An 18,852-nucleotide genomic window follows, 5' to 3' on the forward strand; every position below is an offset into this window, starting at 1 on the left:
TATCAGCTGCCGCTCGCCAGTTCTTCATATCGTTCACCCGGCTCAAATCCTGCGTGGTCGCGCAGCAGCGCCTCCAGCAGGGGCCAGAAAAAATCCGCTCCCGGATAACCTTCAAGACGGGCCATCTCATGACCGTCGCTCACAATCAAGAAGGTCGGAGTAAAAACAACGCGACGTGCCGGGACAAGATCGTCCGGAAGATCGCGCAGATTGACCCGCCGCAGCGGCGCAAAGCGGCCTTCTGCGGTCTTGGGATAGATCGGTCCGATTTCTTCGTTCCACCGGGCACACCATTCGCAGCCGGGCTGTTCGACCATCACCAGTTCCACGGCCCGTACAGGCGTAGAGGTCAGGATCGCCGCCATCAGACCCAGGCCAAACAGCGCCACGACCCGATGGCCCAGCCGGGTGGCGCCCCTCAGCAGGGCCACAAAGAAAGCATCGAGAACCATGACAAAGCCCTATGAAGCCGTTGACGATCGAAGGGCAAACTGCTTGTCTGCCAAATACAACATAATTTGAATATGTGAATGAAACAAGCCATGGCCCTGCGTTAAGGGGCCGATAACTGCATCAAAAGGGGCGAATATGCTCGAAATATCCTACTTTGGGGCGCTATTTGCCGGGCTTTTGAGCTTTTTCACCCCCTGTATCCTGCCAATGGTGCCGTTCTACCTCTCTTACATGGGGGGGCTGTCGATGTCGGAGCTGCGCAGCGATGGCGCGATTGCGCCGGGGGCGCAGCGGCGGCTGGTGATTTCCGCCCTGTGTTTTGCCGCCGGGGTGACCACGGTCTTCATGCTCATGGGGATGGGGGCGACCGCCCTGGGGCAGTTGTTCGGGCAATATATGGATATCCTTGCCTATGGGGCGGCAGCGCTGTTGATGCTGTTCGGCCTGCATTTCCTGGGTATTCTGCGCATTCCGCTGCTCTATCGAGAGGCGCGGATGGAGAGTTCGGCCGAGCCGTCAACAATGGTTGGCGCCTATCTGATGGGGCTGGCCTTCGGGTTTGGCTGGACGCCCTGCGTCGGGCCGGCGCTGGCCTCGATTTTGATGATCGCCTCGGGCATGGGGGAGGTCTGGCGCGGCGGCCTGCTGCTGCTGGTCTATGGAATCGGCATGACCGCGCCCTTCGTTGTCGCGGCCCTGTTTGCAAAACCGTTTCTGGCCTGGGTTGCGCGCCATCGCGCTGCTTTTGCTTGGGTGGAAAAGGCGATGGGTGCTATGCTGATCCTGTTCGCGGTGCTGATCGTGACGGGGGGCGTCAGCTATATCGCCGATGCCATGATTCGCTGGATGCCGGGACTGTCCACGATCGGTTGAGCCCGCGCCTGGACCGCATGCGCAAGAGGCTGGGCCACTGATGTTTCACTTGCATAGGGAGAGAGAAGACCATGAATCGGCTGAAGAACCTGATGACGGTGCCGTTTGCGGCACTGGCGCTTTCGCTGCTGTTCACCCTACCGGCTGCAGCGGCTGAGCTGGGCGATGACGGGCTGCACAAGACCGCCTGGATGCGGGATACTTTCAAGGATCTCCGCGAGGACCTGGAAGAAGCTAATGCCGAAGGCAAGCGCCTGGTGCTGTTCTTTGAACAACGCGGCTGCATCTACTGTACGAAAATGCACGCAGAGGTATTTCCGCGCCCGGAGGTCAGCGACTATATCGCCGAGAATTATTTCGTGGTGCAGTTGAACCTGCATGGGTCCACCGAGGTGACCGATTTTGACGGCGAAACCCTGCCGGAGCGGGACATGGCGCGAAAGTGGAACGTGTTGTTCACCCCAACGATTCTTTTCCTGCCCGAAGAGGTCGCCGAGGATCAGACCGCCGTTCAGGCCGCGGTTTCGGTGATGCCGGGGGCTTTTGGTCCGGGGACCACGCTTGATATGTTCACCTGGGTCAAGGAAAAGCGGTACACGCTTGATAACGGGGAAGATTTCCAGCGCTATCATGCGCGTAGGATCCAGGAGCGCAACAATGGATCAACTGATTGATCAAATGCGCAATAAGATAAAAATTCACATTAATGAATTTGTTGTTGCGTGTCGGGGGCTCGGTAGCCTACGGTATGCAATAGCTACGCAGGCCACTTTGCCGTGGCAGCCAACGGGAGGAACCATGAAGAGACTATCTCTGACTCTGGCCATTTGTCTGGCCGGGACCATGTCACAGGCGGGCGAAGTCGCGCCTAAGGATGTGAAGTTCGACGACAGCGGCGCCATCGCCGAATCGCTGACCGGCGTTGCAGGGGATGCTGCGAACGGTGCGATGATCGTCGGGAGCAAGAAAAAGGGTAACTGCGTGGCCTGTCATGCGGTGACCGCGCTGGCAGATATCCCGTTCCACGGCGAAATCGGCCCGATGCTGGACGGCGCGGGGGAGCGCTGGAGCGAAGCCGAGCTGCGTGGCCTGGTGGCCAACGCCAAGATGACCTTCGAAGGCACCTTGATGCCTGCGTTCTACAAGGTCGACGGCTTCATCCGCCCCGGCGATGCCTACACCGGCAAGGCAGGCACAGAGCCGCTGCCGCCGATTCTGACGGCCCAGGAAATTGAAGATGTCGTCGCGTTCCTCGCGACGCTGAAAGAAGAGTGAGACAGCGGCCCCTCTGCCGCCTGTCCAAGCGAAGTCAAAGGAGAAAAATGATGGAGTTCTCACGTCGCGAGACCTTGGCCATGGGCCTGGGCGCCGCCGTGCTGACGGCCCTGCCATTCCGCGTGATCGCGGCGGCGGAAGACAAGATCGCCGAGTTCACTGGCGGTGCTGATCTGGCCGATACCGGTGTTGAACTGACCGCGCCCGAGATTGCCGAGAACGGCAACACCGTGCCGATTTCGGTCAACGCCCCTGGCGCAACCGCAATCCTGGTTCTGGCAACCGGCAACCCGACGCCGGGCGTTGCAACCTTCAACTTCGGCCCCGGCGCCGCCAGCCAGTCCGCTTCGACCCGGATCCGCCTGGCAGGCACCCAGGACGTTGTTGCCGTTGCGAAACTGGCGGATGGCAGCTTTGCCAAGGCCAGTGCCGCCGTGAAAGTGACCATCGGAGGCTGCGGCGGCTGATCGGCCCCCGCGCACTCTTTCCGAACTCAAGGAGATAAGACATGGCATCCGGTGTAAAACCCCGCGTCAAGGTCCCGAAGAAAGCCGCAGCTGGCGAAGCCGTCACCATCAAGACGCTGATCAGCCACAAGATGGAAAGCGGCCAGCGCAAGGACAAGGAAGGCAACGTCATTCCGCGTTCGATCATCAACCGTTTCACCTGCGAGTTTAACGGTGCCATGGTGATCGACGTGACGATGGAACCTGCGATTTCCACCAACCCCTATGTTGAATTCGAGGCGACCGTGCCTGAAGCCGGTGATTTCAAATTCACCTGGTACGATGACGATGGCTCCGTCTACGACGAGTCCAAGTCGATCAAGATCGCCTGATCCCTTCCGGATCTCAAGGCAAGCGCCTCGTCCGCCACTCAAGGTGGGCGAGGTCGACACCCAAGGGAGGAAATGGAATGAAATATAAGGCACTTACTGCCATCGCTGTCGCGCTGAGCCTGCCGATGGCTGCCTTCGCGGATGCAGACGATGACACGCTGGTGGTCAACGATGAGATCACCATGGTGACCAAGGCTGCCGCGCCTGCTCATGTCGCTGACGTGTTGGACGAGGTGATGTCCGGTTGGCACTTCCGCTCGGATGAGACCCAGGCGTTGCAGAAGGACGACTTCGAGAACCCGGCAATGGTCTTTGTCGATCAGGCAATCGAAGCCTGGGAAACGGTCGACGGATCCGAGGGCAAGTCCTGCGCATCCTGTCATGACGACGTGGAAACCAGCATGAAGGGCGTGCGCGCCGTCTATCCCAAGTGGAACGAACAGGCGGGCGAGCTGCGCACCATGGCGATGCAGATCAACGACTGCCGTGAAAACCAGATGGGCGCCAAGAAGTGGAAGTACACCGGTGGCGACATGGCTGCGATGGAGGCTCTGATCTCGGTCCAGTCCCGTGGCATGCCGGTCAATGTGGCCATCGACGGTCCGGTCCAGGCGATCTGGGAAAAAGGCAAGGAAATGTACTATACGCGCACCGGTCAGCTGGAGCTGTCCTGTGCCAACTGTCACGAAGACAGCTATGGTATGATGATCCGCGCCGACCACCTGAGCCAGGGCCAGATCAACGGCTTCCCCACCTATCGTCTGAAGAACGCCAAGCTGAACACCGTGCATGCGCGTTTCAAGGGCTGTGTGCGTGATACCCGCGCCGAAACCTACAAGCCGGGTTCGGACGATTTCATCGCGCTGGAACTCTATGTCGCCTCGCGCGGCAACGGTCTGTCGGTCGAAGGACCGTCCGTCCGCAACTAAACCCGAAAGTACCCCGTGTCATCTGATGGCACGGGGTATTTCACTCCCTTAACATTCATACATGCGAATATGTTGCATGTTTAAACAGGATATCAGAGTAACATGATCTCGCGCCGTGATTTTCTGCAGGTTTCGATGGCCGCCTCTGCCCTGGTCGGGGCATCCGGTTTTGGCAATTGGGGGCGTCTTGCGGCGCAGCAAAGCCTGACCCAGGATCAATTGCTGGAGTTCGACACCTTCGGCAATATCAGCATCATCCATGTCACCGACATTCATGCGCAGCTGAAGCCGATCTATTTCCGCGAACCTTCGATCAACCTCGGGGTGGGAGCGAACAAGGGTCACGTGCCGCATATCACCGGTGCCGACTTCCGCAAGGCCTATGGCATTGCCGATGGCAGCCCCTCCGCTTACGCGCTCACCTATGACGATTTTTCCTCCCTCGCCAAAGGCTACGGGCGCGTAGGCGGTCTGGACCGCATGTCGACAGTGATCAACGCCATCCGCGCGGACCGGCCGGATGCGCTGCTGCTGGATGGCGGCGATACCTGGCACGGCTCCATGACCTGCTACAAGACCGAAGGTCAGGACATGGTCAATGTCATGAACGCTCTGAAGCCCGATGCGATGACCTTCCACTGGGAGTTCACCCTGGGCTCCGACCGGGTCAACGAGATCGTCGAGGGCCTGCCCTTTGCCGCGCTGGGTCAGAACATCTTTGACGCGGAATGGGATGAACCGGCCGAACTGTTCAAGCCCTACAAGTTCTTTGAACGCGGCGGTGCCAAGGTGGCCGTCATCGGTCAGGCCTTCCCCTATATGCCGATCGCCAACCCCGGCTGGATGTTCCCCGAATACTCCTTCGGGATCCGGGACGAGAACATGCAGGCCATGGTGGACGAGGTCCGTGCTGCGGGCGCCGATGTGGTGGTCTGCCTGTCGCACAACGGTTTCGATGTGGACAAGAAGATGGCCAGCGTCGTCACCGGCATCGACGTGATCCTGTCGGGTCACACCCATGATGCGCTGCCGGAACCGGTGCTGGTGGGCAAGACCCATATCATCGCCTCCGGCTCGAACGGCAAGTTCGTCTCCCGCGTGGACCTCGATGTGCGTGACGGTCAGATGATGGGGATCAAGCACAAGCTGATTCCGATCTTCTCGGATGTGATCGCCCCCGATCCGGTCGTGTCCAAGCTGATCGACGAGCAGCGCGCGCCCTACAAGGCCGAGCTGGAAGAGGTGATCGGCCAGACCGACTCGCTGCTCTATCGTCGTGGCAACTTCAACGGCACCTGGGATGATCTGATCTGCGATGCGCTGCTCAGCGAGCGCGAAGCCGATATCGCCATGTCGCCCGGGGTGCGCTGGGGGCCGTCGCTGGTGCCGGGTGATGACATCACCCGCGAGGACATCTGGAACGTCACTTCGATGAGCTATGGCGCTGCCTACCGGACCGAAATGACCGGTGAGTTCATCAAGGTGATCCTGGAAGACGTGGCCGACAACATCTTCAACCCGGATCCCTACTACCAGCAGGGCGGTGACATGGTGCGGATCGGTGGCATGGGCTACCGCATCGATATCACCAAGCCGCAGGGCGAGCGCATCACCGAGATGACGCTGCTGAAGAACGGCGAAGCGATCGACCCGGCCAAATCCTACGTGGTCGCAGGCTGGGCCAGCGTCAACGAAGGCACCGAAGGTCCGCAGATCTGGGATGTCGTGGAAAACCACATCAAGAAGATGGGCACCGTCTCGGTGACCCCGAATAACTCGGTGAAGGTGGTCGGGGCCTAAGGGTCTCACCGTCTTCCGAGCAAACTTTGCGCCGATGAGATCCCCGATCGGATTTCGTCTTTATACGGAGGCATGAACAAGATGAGCGATAATTCAAAGGGTTTCACCCCCTCGCGCCGTCAGTTTCTGGCAGGTGCGGCAGCAGCCGGGGTCGGCAGCGCGGTTGCGGGCGCGGCCCAGGCAGCGGGCCCTGACCCGCTGATCACCGAGGTCCAGGAATGGGCCAGCGGCCTTGGCGATGGCGTTGACGCCACCCCATACGGTCTGCCGATCAGCTATGAATCGGATGTGATCCGCCGCAACGTGGAATGGCTGACCGCCGATACGATCTCTTCGATCAACTTCACCCCGATCCACGCGCTGGACGGCACCATCACGCCGCAGGGCTGCGCCTTCGAGCGTCACCACTCGGGCGCGATTGATCTGAAGAAGGAAGACTACCGCCTGATGATCAACGGGTTGGTCGACACGCCGCTGGTCTTCTCCTACGCGGATCTGGAGCGGTTCCCGCGTGAAAACCGCGTCTACTTCTGCGAATGCGCGGCGAACTCGGGCATGGAATGGGCCGGTGCCCAGCTGAACGGTGCTCAGTTCACCCACGGCATGATCCACAACATGGAGTATTCGGGCGTTTCTCTGCGCACCCTGCTGGAAGAGGCGGGCCTGGATGCGGCGGGCGATCTCAAGGACAAGTGGGTCTATGTGGAAGGCGCGGATGCGTCGTCCAACGGCCGCTCGATCCCGATGGACAAGGCGCTGGACGATGTTCTGGTCGCCTTCAAGGCCAACGGCGAAGCCCTGCGCAAGGAGCACGGCTACCCGGTGCGCCTGGTTGTTCCCGGCTGGGAAGGCAACATGTGGGTCAAATGGCTGCGCCGCATCGAGGTGATGGATGGCCCGGTCGAATCCCGCGAGGAGACCTCGAAATACACCGACACGCTGGAAGACGGCACCAGCCGCAAGTGGACCTGGGAAATGGATGCAAAATCCGTTGTCACCAGCCCCAGCCCGCAGTCGCCGATCACCCATGGCACGGGTCCGCTGGTCATCACCGGCCTGGCCTGGTCCGGTCGCGGCACCATCACCGGTGTCGATGTCTCCATCGATGGCGGCAAGACCTGGAGCGAGGCACGCCTCGGCGCCCCCGGCACCGACAAGGCGCTGACGCGCTTCTATCTCGATATCAACTGGGACGGTCAGGAAATGTTCCTGCAAAGCCGCGCCCGCGACAGTTCCGGCTATGTGCAGCCGACCAAGGCGCAGCTGCGCGAGGTGCGCGGCCTGAACTCGATCTATCACAACAACTCCATCCAGACCTGGTGGGTGAAGGCAAACGGAGAGGCGGAAAATGTCGAAGTTTCCTAATCTGATCGCAGCAACCGCAATGGCAGCCGCGCTGGCGGCACCTGCCTATGCTGAGAAATTCGGTCTGGGCCGCCCGGCGCTGCCGGAAGAAATCGCCGCCTGGGATCTGGATGTCAGCCCCGATGGCACCGGCCTGCCCGAAGGCTCGGGCGATGTGTTCACCGGCGAAGAGGTCTTTGCCGATAAATGCGCCATCTGCCACGGCGACTTTGCCGAAGGTGTCGACAACTGGCCGAAACTGGCCGGTGGCGCGGGCACGCTGGACCACGAGGATCCGCTGAAAACGGTCGGCTCCTACTGGCCGCATCTGTCCACCACCTGGGACTATGTGAACCGCTCCATGCCCTTTGGCGCGGCGCAGACGCTGAGCGCGGATGAGGTCTACGCCATTGTGGCCTATATCCTCTACTCCAACGACCTGGTGGATGACGAGTTCACCCTGTCGCACGAGAATTTCGCAGAGGTGGCGCTGCCCAACGCTGATGGCTTCATCATCGATGATCGCCTGACCTCCGAGGCGCATTTCTGGACCGATACCCCTTGCATGGAAAACTGCAAGGACACGGTCGAGATCACCATGCGCGCCGCGGTTCTGGACGTGACCCCGGATGAAACCGGCCTGGTCCCGCGTGCGGAAACCGGCGAAGCCAGCGAAGAGGCCGCCGTCCAGGAGGCATCCGCTGAAGCCGCCCCTGCCGCCGAGCCGGTGGAAGAGGTTGCAGCCCTGGATCCCGAACTGGTCGCGGCCGGTGAAAAGGTCTTCAAGAAGTGCAAATCCTGCCACCAGGTGGGCGATGGCGCCAAGAACAAGACCGGTCCGATGCTGAATGGCATCGTCGGGTCTGCAGCAGGCGCGGTCGAGGGTTTCCGCTACTCCAAGGCGATGTCCGGCGCGGGTGCTGATGGTCTGGTCTGGAGCGAGGAAGAGCTTGCCGCCTTCCTTGCCAAGCCTAAGGCCTATATGAAGAAGACCAAGATGTCCTTTGCGGGTTTGAAAAAAGACGCGGATGTCGAAGCAGTCATTGCCTATCTGAAATCCTTCGACGGATGATGACATGAGGATCTGGATAACAACACTTGTTGCTGTTGTCGCGCTTTCGGGCGCGGCAGGGGCCGATGAGACAGCTGTTCAGATTGGTGATGCAGAGAGAGGCGCGGATATATTCCGCGCCTGTTCTATTTGTCACGATGTCGGGCAGGGGGCCAAACACCGGGTTGGCCCGCATCTGAACGGGATTTTCGATCGCCCGGCAGCGGGGTTTGACGATTTCAAGTATTCCAAGGGGATCATCCGGGCCCGGCGCGATGGGTTGATCTGGGATCTTGCACGGCTTGATGCCTATATCGAAAACCCCAAGGCCCTGGTCAGCGGCACGCGGATGAACTTCCGCGGCATCAAGGATCCGCAGGACCGCCACGATGTGCTGGCCTATCTGCGGCAGTTCTCGGCCAGTCCGCAGGATATCCCCGAAGCCGCACCGACGGCGCTGAAGCGGGAGATCGAACTGGATGACACTGTTCTTTCGATAGAGGGGGATGCCGATTATGGAGAGTATCTCTCCACCGAATGCACCACCTGTCATCAGATTGGCGGCGACTATGATGGTATACCGGTGATCACCGGATGGCCTCAGGAGGATTTCGTCATCGCCATGCATGCCTACAAGCAGAAGATCCGTCCACATCCGGTCATGCAGATGATGGCCGGACGGCTCGCGGACGAGGAAATCGCTGCATTGGCTGCCTATTTTGCCGCGCTGGAGTGATGCTCCGGCGCTTTGTTTTTTCAATGGGAGGAGAACTCAAATGACAATTGACAGACGTAGCCTTCTGGGCGCTGGCGTTGCGGCGGCAGCCGCGCTGCAGACCCCCATGGTGCTTGGTCAGACGCGTCCGCGTGTTGTGGTCGTGGGCGGCGGGGCAGGCGGTGCAACCGCGGCCCGCTACATCGCCAAGGGCGCCAAGGGGGCGATCGACGTCACATTGGTCGAGCCGAGCCGCAGCTACTACACCTGCTTCTTCTCGAACCTCTACATCGGGGGCTTTCGGGAACTCTCCAGCATCGCCCACAGCTATGGCACATTGGCCAGCGAATACGGCATCAACGTGGTGCATGACTGGGCAACCGGCATCGACCGGGATGCCCGCACCGTCAGCCTTGCCGGGGGCGCCTCGCTGCCCTACGACCGTTTGATCCTGTCGCCGGGCATCGATTTCATCGATGGCGCGGTCGAAGGCTGGGATGTCAGCGCCCAGAACAAGATGCCACATGCCTATAAGGCCGGGTCGCAGTCCGAACTGCTGAAGGCGCAGATCGAAGCCATGCCCGAGGGCGGTACCTTTGTCATGGTCGCGCCACCCAATCCCTATCGCTGCCCGCCGGGACCCTATGAGCGGGTGTCCATGGTGGCGCATGTGCTGAAAGAGCGGAACCCCACGGCCAAGATCATCGTGGCGGATCCCAAGCCGAAGTTCTCGAAAATGGCGCTGTTCCAGGAAGGCTGGGCCAACCACTATGACGGGATGGTCGAATGGATCGGTCCTGATTTCGGCGGTGGCAATGTCTCGGTGAACCCGGATGCCATGACGGTCAACATCGATGGCGAAGACGTGAAGGCGGATGCCTGCAACGTCATTCCGGCGATGAAGGCGGGCCGCATCTGCGAGATGGCCGGGATCACCGAGGGCAACTGGGCGCCGGTCGATGGCCGCACCATGCAAAGCCGCATCGACGAGAACATCCATGTGCTGGGCGATGCCTGCGCCCAAGGCGATATGCCGAAATCCGGCTTCTCCGCCAACAGCCAGGCCAAGGTGGCTGCGATGGCGGTGCGGGCGGCATTGACCGACTCCAAAATGTTCCCGGCCAAATTCTCCAACACCTGCTGGTCGCTGATCGGCACCAATGACGGGGTGAAGGTCGGCGCCACCTATGAGGCGACCGAGGAGAAGATCGCCAAGGTCGATGGTTTCATTTCTCAGACAGGTGAGGATGCCGAACTGCGCCAGGCCACCTATGAGGAAAGCATCGGCTGGTACGCGGGGATCACCAAGGACATGTTTGGCTGACCTTTAGCAGGCATTCCACACCACTGATTTGAACAAAGGGCGCTCGTTGCAGCGCCCTTTGTCTTGTGCGGCGCAGGGAGATCCTGATTGGCAGGAATGAGAGGTAATCTGATAGCCTTTGATTATATCTGCGATCAATAAAAATAACTTATATTTATTGGATGGGCTAGTTAGAATGTTTCTAGGTTTAAGGAGGGAGTGTTCTTCGGTTTCGATTCCATCCGGTCTGGCTTTTCTGGACAGCGCTGGGGGGAAATGTGCCGAACCAAGGGGGGATCTGGCATCGGCTATGCCTGCGCCAACCACCCGGCAGCACTTTGCTCTGAATGAAGACCAAGACCGGCGTCCCCCGCATGGGGCCCGGGCCACGACAGATACGAACGTAGCTTTGATCGGAGAGAGACATGGACGGAAATGATATCCCCAGCGGCGGCAAATGCCCTGTCATGCATGGTGGCACCACCACCTTTGGCGCGCGCGTCAACAGTGACTGGTGGCCGAACCAGCTGAACCTGCGCATCCTGCATCAGAACTCGGCCAAGTCCGACCCGATGGGCCAGGATTTTGACTATGCCGAGGAATTCAAGAAGCTCGACCTGAAGGCGCTGAAAGAAGACCTTTATGCGCTGATGACCGACAGCCAGGACTGGTGGCCGGCGGATTATGGCCACTATGGCGGCCTGTTCATCCGTATGGCATGGCATAGCGCAGGCACCTACCGGACCGGCGATGGCCGTGGGGGCGGCGGAACCGGTCAGCAGCGTTTCGCACCGCTTAACAGCTGGCCGGACAACGGCAACCTCGACAAGGCGCGCCGCCTGTTGTGGCCGATCAAGCAGAAGTATGGCAACCAGATCTCTTGGGCCGACCTGATGATCCTGGCAGGCAACTGCGCGCTGGAATCCATGGGCTTCAAGACCTTCGGATTTGCCGGTGGCCGTGCTGACGTCTGGGAGCCGGAAGAGGACATCTACTGGGGCGCCGAGGAAGAATGGCTGGCCACATCCGATAAGGACAACAGCCGCTATTCTGGTGATCGCGAGCTGGAAAACCCGCTGGCTGCCGTGCAGATGGGCCTGATCTACGTGAACCCCGAAGGCCCCGATGGCAACCCGGATCCGGTCGCCTCTGGCCGCGACGTGCGCGAGACCTTCGCTCGCATGGCGATGAACGACGAGGAAACCGTCGCGCTGACCGCCGGTGGTCACACATTCGGCAAGATGCACGGTGCCGGTGATGCGGCTCATGTCGGCGCCGAGCCGGAAGCCGCGCCGATGGAGGCGATGGGTTTTGGCTGGCTGAGCGACTACAAGTCCGGCAAGGGCCGCGACACCATCACCTCGGGCCTGGAAGGCGCCTGGACCTCGAACCCGATCAAGTGGGACAACGGCTATTTCGACGTCTTGTTCAAATACGAGTGGGAAAAGGTCAAAAGCCCCGCCGGTGCCTGGGTCTGGACTCCGAAGGACATCCAGGAAGAGGACATGGCGCCCGATGCGGAAGACCCCTCGAAGAAGGTGCCGATCTTCATGTCCACCGCCGACATGGCGATGCGCATGGATCCCGCCTATGAGAAGATCTCGCGTCGGTTCCACGAGAACCCGGAAGAGTTCGCCGATGCCTTTGCCCGCGCCTGGTTCAAGCTGACCCACCGCGACATGGGCCCCAAGGCCCGCTACCTTGGCGCCGAGGTTCCGGCCGAAGATCTGATCTGGCAGGATCCGATCCCGGCAGTCGATCACGCAGTGATCGAGGCGGCGGATATCGCCGAGCTGAAGGCGAAGATTGCCGAAAGCGATCTGAGCATCTCGGAACTGGTCTCCACCGCCTGGGCCTCGGCCTCCACCTTCCGTGGCTCGGACATGCGCGGCGGTGCAAATGGCGCCCGTATCCGTCTGGCACCGCAGAAGGACTGGGAAGCCAACCAGCCGGAACAACTGGCCCGCGTGCTGGGTGTTCTGGAAGGGATCCAGGGCTATTTCAACGCCGATCGCACCGACGGCAAGAAGGTGTCGCTGGCCGATCTGATCGTGCTGGGTGGTTCTGTCGGTATCGAACAGGCGGCCAAGGCGGCTGGTCAGGAGATCGAGGTGCCCTTCACCCCGGGCCGCATGGACGCAAGCGCCGAGCAGACCGATGTGGAGTCCTTTGAAGTGCTGGAGCCGGTTGCCGATGGCTTCCGCAACTACCAGAAGACCCGCTTCACCGTTGCGCCAGAGGAAATGATGCTGGACAAGGCGCAGCTTCTGACCCTGACCGCGCCGGAAATGACCGCCCTGGTCGGTGGTCTGCGGGTTCTGAACACCAACGTGGGTAAGACGGCCCATGGTGTGTTCACCGACAAGCCTGAAACCCTGACCAACGACTTCTTCGTCAATGTTCTGGACATGGCAACCGAATGGAAGCCGGTATCCGAGGATGCGCAGGAGTTCGAAGGCCGCGACCGCGCCAGCGGCGAGGTGAAATGGACCGCGACCCGTTGCGATCTGGTCTTTGGTTCCAACTCGCAGCTGCGCGCCCTGGCCGAGGTCTACGCCCAGTCCGACAACGGCGGTAAGTTCGTCAGCGACTTCGTCGCGGCCTGGACCAAGGTGATGAACGCGGATCGCTTCGATCTGAAGTGATCAACGCCATCTAAAACAAGAGCGCCCCGGTCCTGTGCCGGGGCGTTTTTCTTTGCAGGCATCGGATTTGCCAAGCCAGGTTCAGGACCAGCCCTTGCGGAAGAAATGTGGGCTGGCGCCGAACTTGCGTTTGAACTGACGCGAGAAATGCGTGGTGCTGTTGAAGCCCGAGGCCAGGGCGATCTCGGTCACCGACATTGAGGTTTCATTCATCAGCGCAAAGGCATGGCTGAGGCGCATGTCGCAATAGACCTGCATCGGGCTTTGATTGAGGTAGCGGGAAAACAACCGCTCCAGCTGGCGGCGCGAGATATCCAGCTGGGTGCAAAGATCGCCGATCTGCAAGGGTTCCTCGATCGATTCCTGCATCAGTTGCAGCGCGTTGAGCAGGCGCTGGTTACGGCTGCCGATGGCGACGGCAAAGTTGGATTTCTGCGGTGCGGCCTGGCCGCCCGACCGCACATGCAGGCACATGTCGGCCACGATGATGGCTAGCTGCTTGCCATGGCGCGCCTCGATGAGGTTCAGCATCAGGTCGGTCGCCGCATTGCCGCCGCCGCAGGTCATCAATGACCCTGAGATTTCAAAGGTATTGCCGGTGGGGGCAAGCCGGGGGAAACGCTCGATGAAGCCAGGCTGGTTTTCCCAGTGCAGGGTAAAGGCCTGGTCCTTGATCAGCCCCGCCTGGGCCAGGGCAAAGGCGCCGGTGCAGATGCCGCCGATGGCCCGGCCAAAGCGGTTTTCGCGACGCAGCCAGTTGAGCGTGGCCTCTCCGGCGCTGCTTTGCGGCTCCACCCCCGCACAGACAAAGCCAAGGCTGTCGGCGGGTAGGGGGCAAAGCGCCATATCGGGGGTGATGGTCATCCCGTTGGAGCATTTGATCGGTGCGCCGTCCTCGGTCATCACGAACCAGCGGTAGAGCCGGGTGTTGGTCACCTGGTTGGCAATCCGCAAGGGTTCGATGGCGGCGGCCACGGGCAGCATGGTGGCCTTGTTCAGCAACAGGAAATAGAAATCCTGTGGCGCCCCGTCAAAGGGCAGGTCCAGCTTGGCAGCCGCACCTTTCTGAACAAAGCTGTCATCTGTCATGGCGCGGATCCGTGGCCGGTCAGGTTTTTTGTTTGTTAGTTCAGACTGTGGCAGACAGGCCCGGAAATTACGACAGGCAAGCCCCGAATTGCGACGTGTCCCGGGCGCCGCAGGGAGGGCACGGCCTTCCGTAAATTCTATGTGCGCCCCTTGCAGCCCTTTTGGGGGAACACTAAGACTCAGGTAACACATGCTCCGCTATGATGCCGGGCATAATCCAACGCAGGCAGGTTCGAATGATTGATCCAACAGAAACATACATGAACACTCTGGTGCCCATGGTGGTCGAACAGACCAGCCGGGGTGAGCGCGCTTATGATATCTTCTCGCGCCTGCTGAAAGAGCGTATCATTTTCCTCAATGGTCCCGTGCATGACGGTATGAGCTCGCTGATCGTTGCGCAGCTTTTGCACCTTGAGGCCGAGAATCCCTCCAAGGAAATCTCGATGTACATCAACTCGCCGGGTGGCGTGGTGACCTCGGGCCTGTCGATCTATGACACCATGCAATACATCAAACCCAAGGTTTCGACCCTGGTGATCGGCCAGGCGGCCTCGATGGGGTCGCTTCTGCTGACCGCGGGTGAGCCGGGCATGCGGTTTTCGCTGCCGAACTCCCGCGTGATGGTGCACCAGCCCTCGGGCGGCTACCAGGGCCAGGCGACCGATATCATGATCCACGCCGAGGAGACGCTGAAGCTGAAGCGCCGCCTCAACGAGATCTACGTGAAGCACACCGGCCAGAAATACGAGAAGATCGAAAGCGCCCTGGAGCGCGACAACTTCATGTCGCCGGAAGAGGCGAAGGCCTTTGGCCTGATTGATGAAATTGTTGAAAATCGCGCCAAGGGTGACGAAGATATCAGCTGATCCCGGGTTTGACCGGGCGTTGTGTGCCCCAAATGGATAGGGGCACACTTTGACATTGTGACCGCTTGAGCAGTGTCTTAAGCTGTCAAAAAGGCGGGGTCAGGCGCGCAGCCAAGGCCCGCCGGAGCGGACTGAAAGGTAGATCATGGCAACGAACTCAAGCGGCGACAGCAAGAACACGCTTTACTGCAGCTTCTGCGGCAAGAGCCAGCATGAGGTGCGCAAGCTGATTGCAGGGCCGACCGTGTTCATTTGCGACGAATGCGTCGAGCTGTGCATGGACATCATCCGCGAAGAGACCAAGGCATCGGGCCTGAAGGCCACCGATGGCGTGCCCACCCCCAAGGATATCTGCGAAGTTCTGGACGATTACGTGATCGGTCAGGCCACCGCGAAACGCGTCCTGTCGGTGGCGGTGCACAACCACTACAAGCGGTTGAACCACGCGCAAAAGGCCTCCAACGATATCGAGCTGGCGAAATCCAACATCCTGCTGATCGGCCCCACCGGCTGCGGCAAGACCCTGCTGGCTCAGACCCTGGCGCGTATTCTGGATGTGCCCTTCACCATGGCTGACGCCACCACGCTGACCGAAGCCGGTTACGTCGGCGAAGACGTGGAGAACATCATCCTGAAGCTGCTGCAGGCGTCGGAATACAACGTCGAACGCGCGCAGCGCGGCATCGTCTATATCGACGAGGTCGACAAGATCACCCGCAAGTCGGAAAACCCCTCGATCACCCGCGATGTCTCGGGCGAGGGCGTGCAGCAGGCCCTGCTGAAGCTGATGGAAGGCACCGTGGCTTCCGTTCCACCGCAGGGCGGGCGCAAGCATCCGCAGCAGGAATTCCTGCAGGTGGACACCACGAATATCCTGTTCATCTGCGGCGGCGCCTTTGCCGGTCTGGACCGGATCATCGCGCAGCGCGGCAAGGGCTCGGCCATGGGTTTTGGCGCCGATGTGCGTGACAATGATGATCGCGGCGTGGGCGAAATCTTCCAGGACCTGGAACCCGAAGATCTGCTGAAATTCGGCCTGATCCCGGAATTCGTCGGCCGTCTGCCGGTTCTGGCAACGCTGGAAGATCTGGACGAGGATGCCCTGGTCACCATCCTGACCAAGCCCAAGAATGCGCTGATCAAGCAGTATCAGCGTCTGTTCGAGCTGGAAGACACCGAGCTGGACTTCACCGAAGAGGCCCTGAGCGCGATTGCCAAGAGGGCGATCGAACGCAAGACCGGCGCCCGTGGCCTGCGCTCGATCCTGGAAGACATCCTGCTGGATACGATGTTCGATCTGCCGGGCAAGGGCAATGTCACCAAGGTTGTGGTCAACGAAGAGGCCGTGGGCTCCGACGCCCAGCCCTTGATGATCTACGCCGATGAAAAGGAATCCGCCTCGGCTGGCTGATCCGCCGATCATCGTTCAAAGCTTTGGAAGGGCGAGCACCAGACCGGTGTTCGCCCTTTTTATTTCTCTACCGAGAACTCTTGAGAGTCCCTGTAAGCCGTGCTTTTCAATACGAGACTTCATCAAGGAGACGAGGCAATGATCAAACGCATTTCATCGGGCGGCGAATTCGAGAAGAAGGTCGGCTATTGCCGGGCCGTTGTGGCGGGCGGTTTCGTGCATGTGGCGGGCACCGTCGGCCAGGGAGAGGATGTTGTCTCCCAGTGCCGCTCTGCCCTGGCGATCATCGAAAAGGCCCTGGCGGAGGCAGGCGCCTCTTTTGCCGATGTGGTGCGGGTGAACTACTACCTGCCGCTGGCTGCCGAGTTCGAACCCTGCTGGCCGGTGCTGGCGGAAACCTTCGGCGCCAATCCGCCTGCGGCCACCATGATCGAATGCGGGTTGATCGACCCCAGGTACCGCATCGAGATTGAGGTGACCGCCGTGGCGCCCGCTGCCGGGTAGCCCCTGGTTGACAGGTCGGTTGCGCGGGCATAGCGTTCCGGCAGGCCGCCACGGCCTGCCGCTCGCGCCGGATCTCGGCTTGGTGAACGTGGCACGTTGACGACAGCCTTCCTGGTATGTTTTGGCGGAAGAATGGCAATGCGGGCACCGTTTCACGATCCGTCGATGCAAAAAGGACAGGCGCAATGCGCGATTTCACCGATTCCAAATCCATGGCCAAAACCCTGCGGTCGGGTCTTGCCGCACAGGGGATTGATATTCCCCATGCGCTGGCGCTTGAGCTGGTGGCCCAGCAGTTCGGCGCTGCCGACTGAAACACCCTTTCCGCCCGCATAGGCGCCTATCGAGCGCAGCCCCTGGTCAAGCCGGTGATCCCGGTGATCCGCAGTTTCGACGCGGACAAGGCCCGTGAGTTCTACCTTGGGTATCTCGGCTTTGCGGTCGACTGGGAACATCGGTTTGCGCCGGACCTTCCCCTATATATGCAGGTCTCACGCTCCGATTGCCTGTTGCACGTCAGCGGCCATCATGGCGATGCGACCCCAGGCGGGCGCAGCTTCATCCGCATCGAGGGGATCAAGGCCTTCCACGGCGAACTCAAGGCCAAGCACTACCCGAACCTCAATCCGGGGCTGGATCGCAAGCCCTGGGGGCTTGAGGTGAACCTCACCGATCCTTTTGGAAACCGCCTGACATTCTGCGAACAGCGCGGTCAGGACGGAAATTGAGGCCCCTGGGCGGCGGCTTGATACCGATGGTCAACCAATGACTGCGTTGTCACTGGACCTTGGCTGGAATTTGCGCCATATCAGGGTCAACATCTTCGGAGGCACCCATGGGAATCCTGAACACTCTTCTGCGCGCCGTGACCTGGTGGAACGGCCAGACGCTGAATACCGCGATCTATACCCGCCGCAAGGGGGTCAAGGTTGGCGAGGATGATCAGGGCAACGTGTTCTACCGCACGGCCGATGACAGCCGCCGCTGGGTGATCTTCAACGGCGAAGTCGAAGCTTCGCGGGTCAGCCCCGACTGGCACGGCTGGCTGCACCGCACCTTTGACGAGGTACCAAGCGAAAAGCCCCTGGCGCATAAATCCTGGGAAAAGCCGCATCAGGAAAACCTGACTGGTACTGCCATGGCCTATGCCCCGTCGGGCTCCATCCGCCGTGGTGGCGAGCCCAAGCAACGCAGCGATTACGAGGCCTGGGTGCCGGAATAAGCCGACGCACCCGACGGCGGCCCCACATCACTTCGAATTAGGCAGGCGATATGTCTCATAACACCACAGAGGTTCTTGCAGGTGGCGTTGTCGTCGCGGCGGCGCTGGCCTTTGCCATCTATGCCGGGCAGGCGGCAGGCCTCTCCGGCGGCGGCGCGGGATATCCGCTGACCGCGTCCTTCCGCTCGCTTGAAGGGGTGACGGTTGGCACCGATGTGCGCCTGGCCGGCGTGAAGATCGGCACAGTGACCGGGGTGGAACTGAACCCGGAGACCTTTCGCGCCGATACGCGCTTCAGCGTCAGCGAAGGGATCGTGATCCCCGATGACAGCTCTGCCGTGATCTCTTCCGAAGGGCTGCTGGGCGGTAACTTCGTCGAGATCATGCCCGGTGGCTCGCCCTATAACCTGGAGCCGGGTGAAGAGATTCTGGACACCCAAGGGGCCGTCAGCCTGATCTCCCTGTTGGTGAAATTCGTCGCCGGAGGGGACGACAGCACCGGAGAAGACCAGTGATCCTGAAGGGGCTGGC

The 18,852-nt window shown here is 60.6% G+C and carries 21 protein-coding genes; 19 read left to right on the top strand and 2 right to left on the bottom strand.

Translation table 11 applies throughout. The annotated features are described in order from the left end of the window. Window positions 1-2: 2 nt before the first annotated feature. Complete coding sequence (locus PXK07_RS08975; protein WP_274847995.1) at window positions 3-365, bottom strand: hypothetical protein; 363 nt, start codon at window positions 363-365, stop codon at window positions 3-5. A 223-nt stretch (window positions 366-588) separates the two neighbouring features. Between PXK07_RS08975 and PXK07_RS08980 the strand changes: the two genes are divergently transcribed. The 12 genes from PXK07_RS08980 to katG all read left to right on the top strand — a co-directional run bounded on the left by PXK07_RS08980 (window position 589) and on the right by katG (window position 13,226). Next, window positions 589-1,326 (top strand): cytochrome c biogenesis CcdA family protein, encoded by a 738-nt coding sequence (locus PXK07_RS08980; RefSeq protein WP_274847888.1) that lies wholly within the window; start codon window positions 589-591, stop codon window positions 1,324-1,326. Window positions 1,327-1,418: 92 nt separating this feature from the next. Further along, entirely contained in the window at window positions 1,419-2,000 is a 582-nt protein-coding gene (locus PXK07_RS08985; protein WP_274847996.1) for a thioredoxin family protein, read from the top strand. A gap of 124 nt (window positions 2,001-2,124) precedes the next feature. Further along, a complete protein-coding gene (gene soxX, locus PXK07_RS08990) occupies window positions 2,125-2,601 on the top strand; it encodes a sulfur oxidation c-type cytochrome SoxX (protein ID WP_274847997.1) in 477 nt (158 codons plus the stop codon). A 50-nt stretch (window positions 2,602-2,651) separates the two neighbouring features. Then, window positions 2,652-3,068, top strand: coding sequence for a thiosulfate oxidation carrier protein SoxY (soxY, locus tag PXK07_RS08995; RefSeq protein WP_274847889.1), 417 nt, complete (start codon window positions 2,652-2,654; stop codon window positions 3,066-3,068). A gap of 41 nt (window positions 3,069-3,109) precedes the next feature. After that, on the top strand, window positions 3,110-3,439 hold the full coding sequence (soxZ, locus tag PXK07_RS09000; protein ID WP_274847890.1) for a thiosulfate oxidation carrier complex protein SoxZ: 330 nt from the start codon (window positions 3,110-3,112) through the stop codon (window positions 3,437-3,439). 77 nt (window positions 3,440-3,516) lie between these two features. After that, window positions 3,517-4,368: a sulfur oxidation c-type cytochrome SoxA gene (soxA, locus tag PXK07_RS09005; RefSeq protein ID WP_274847891.1), complete on the top strand. Its 852-nt coding sequence runs from the start codon at window positions 3,517-3,519 to the stop codon at window positions 4,366-4,368. Between the two features lie 102 nt (window positions 4,369-4,470). Then, entirely contained in the window at window positions 4,471-6,168 is a 1,698-nt protein-coding gene (soxB, locus tag PXK07_RS09010; RefSeq protein ID WP_274847892.1) for a thiosulfohydrolase SoxB, read from the top strand. A gap of 81 nt (window positions 6,169-6,249) precedes the next feature. Then, a complete protein-coding gene (gene soxC / locus PXK07_RS09015) occupies window positions 6,250-7,533 on the top strand; it encodes a sulfite dehydrogenase (protein WP_274847893.1) in 1,284 nt (427 codons plus the stop codon). Next, window positions 7,517-8,584 (top strand): c-type cytochrome, encoded by a 1,068-nt coding sequence (locus PXK07_RS09020; RefSeq protein ID WP_274847894.1) that lies wholly within the window; start codon window positions 7,517-7,519, stop codon window positions 8,582-8,584. Before soxC ends, PXK07_RS09020 begins: the two co-directional genes overlap by 17 nt. A gap of 4 nt (window positions 8,585-8,588) precedes the next feature. Continuing rightward, window positions 8,589-9,299, top strand: a complete 711-nt coding sequence (locus tag PXK07_RS09025) for a c-type cytochrome (protein ID WP_274847895.1) — start codon at window positions 8,589-8,591, stop codon at window positions 9,297-9,299. A 40-nt stretch (window positions 9,300-9,339) separates the two neighbouring features. Then, a complete protein-coding gene (locus PXK07_RS09030; RefSeq protein ID WP_274847896.1) occupies window positions 9,340-10,602 on the top strand; it encodes an NAD(P)/FAD-dependent oxidoreductase in 1,263 nt (420 codons plus the stop codon). 404 nt (window positions 10,603-11,006) lie between these two features. Continuing rightward, a complete protein-coding gene (gene katG / locus PXK07_RS09035) occupies window positions 11,007-13,226 on the top strand; it encodes a catalase/peroxidase HPI (protein ID WP_274847897.1) in 2,220 nt (739 codons plus the stop codon). A gap of 81 nt (window positions 13,227-13,307) precedes the next feature. Here katG and PXK07_RS09040 read toward each other — a convergent pair whose 3' ends face one another. Beyond that, window positions 13,308-14,315 carry a GlxA family transcriptional regulator gene (locus tag PXK07_RS09040; RefSeq protein WP_274847898.1) on the bottom strand — a complete coding sequence of 336 codons (1,008 nt, stop codon included), beginning with the start codon at window positions 14,313-14,315 and terminating at the stop codon, window positions 13,308-13,310. Window positions 14,316-14,551: 236 nt separating this feature from the next. Between PXK07_RS09040 and PXK07_RS09045 the strand changes: the two genes are divergently transcribed. From PXK07_RS09045 to mlaD, 7 genes are all read left to right on the top strand, one after another. After that, window positions 14,552-15,184 (top strand): ATP-dependent Clp protease proteolytic subunit, encoded by a 633-nt coding sequence (locus tag PXK07_RS09045; protein ID WP_274847899.1) that lies wholly within the window; start codon window positions 14,552-14,554, stop codon window positions 15,182-15,184. A gap of 145 nt (window positions 15,185-15,329) precedes the next feature. Further along, window positions 15,330-16,595 (top strand): ATP-dependent Clp protease ATP-binding subunit ClpX, encoded by a 1,266-nt coding sequence (clpX, locus tag PXK07_RS09050; protein ID WP_274847900.1) that lies wholly within the window; start codon window positions 15,330-15,332, stop codon window positions 16,593-16,595. 138 nt (window positions 16,596-16,733) lie between these two features. Then, window positions 16,734-17,099 carry a RidA family protein gene (locus PXK07_RS09055; protein ID WP_274847901.1) on the top strand — a complete coding sequence of 122 codons (366 nt, stop codon included), beginning with the start codon at window positions 16,734-16,736 and terminating at the stop codon, window positions 17,097-17,099. 185 nt (window positions 17,100-17,284) lie between these two features. Next, window positions 17,285-17,413 carry a glyoxalase superfamily protein gene (locus PXK07_RS09060; protein ID WP_274847902.1) on the top strand — a complete coding sequence of 43 codons (129 nt, stop codon included), beginning with the start codon at window positions 17,285-17,287 and terminating at the stop codon, window positions 17,411-17,413. 54 nt (window positions 17,414-17,467) lie between these two features. After that, the gene (locus PXK07_RS09065) at window positions 17,468-17,827 is read left to right on the top strand and encodes a glyoxalase superfamily protein (RefSeq protein ID WP_274847903.1); all 360 of its coding nucleotides are present in this window, start codon (window positions 17,468-17,470) and stop codon (window positions 17,825-17,827) included. 107 nt (window positions 17,828-17,934) lie between these two features. Further along, complete coding sequence (locus PXK07_RS09070; protein ID WP_274847904.1) at window positions 17,935-18,321, top strand: NADH:ubiquinone oxidoreductase subunit NDUFA12; 387 nt, start codon at window positions 17,935-17,937, stop codon at window positions 18,319-18,321. 50 nt (window positions 18,322-18,371) lie between these two features. Continuing rightward, window positions 18,372-18,836 (top strand): outer membrane lipid asymmetry maintenance protein MlaD, encoded by a 465-nt coding sequence (gene mlaD, locus PXK07_RS09075; RefSeq protein ID WP_274847905.1) that lies wholly within the window; start codon window positions 18,372-18,374, stop codon window positions 18,834-18,836. Window positions 18,837-18,852 lie beyond the last annotated feature (16 nt).

This window comes from Phaeobacter sp. QD34_24, from assembly GCF_028890115.1.
In the GTDB taxonomy this organism is placed as follows: Bacteria; Pseudomonadota; Alphaproteobacteria; order Rhodobacterales; family Rhodobacteraceae; genus Phycobacter.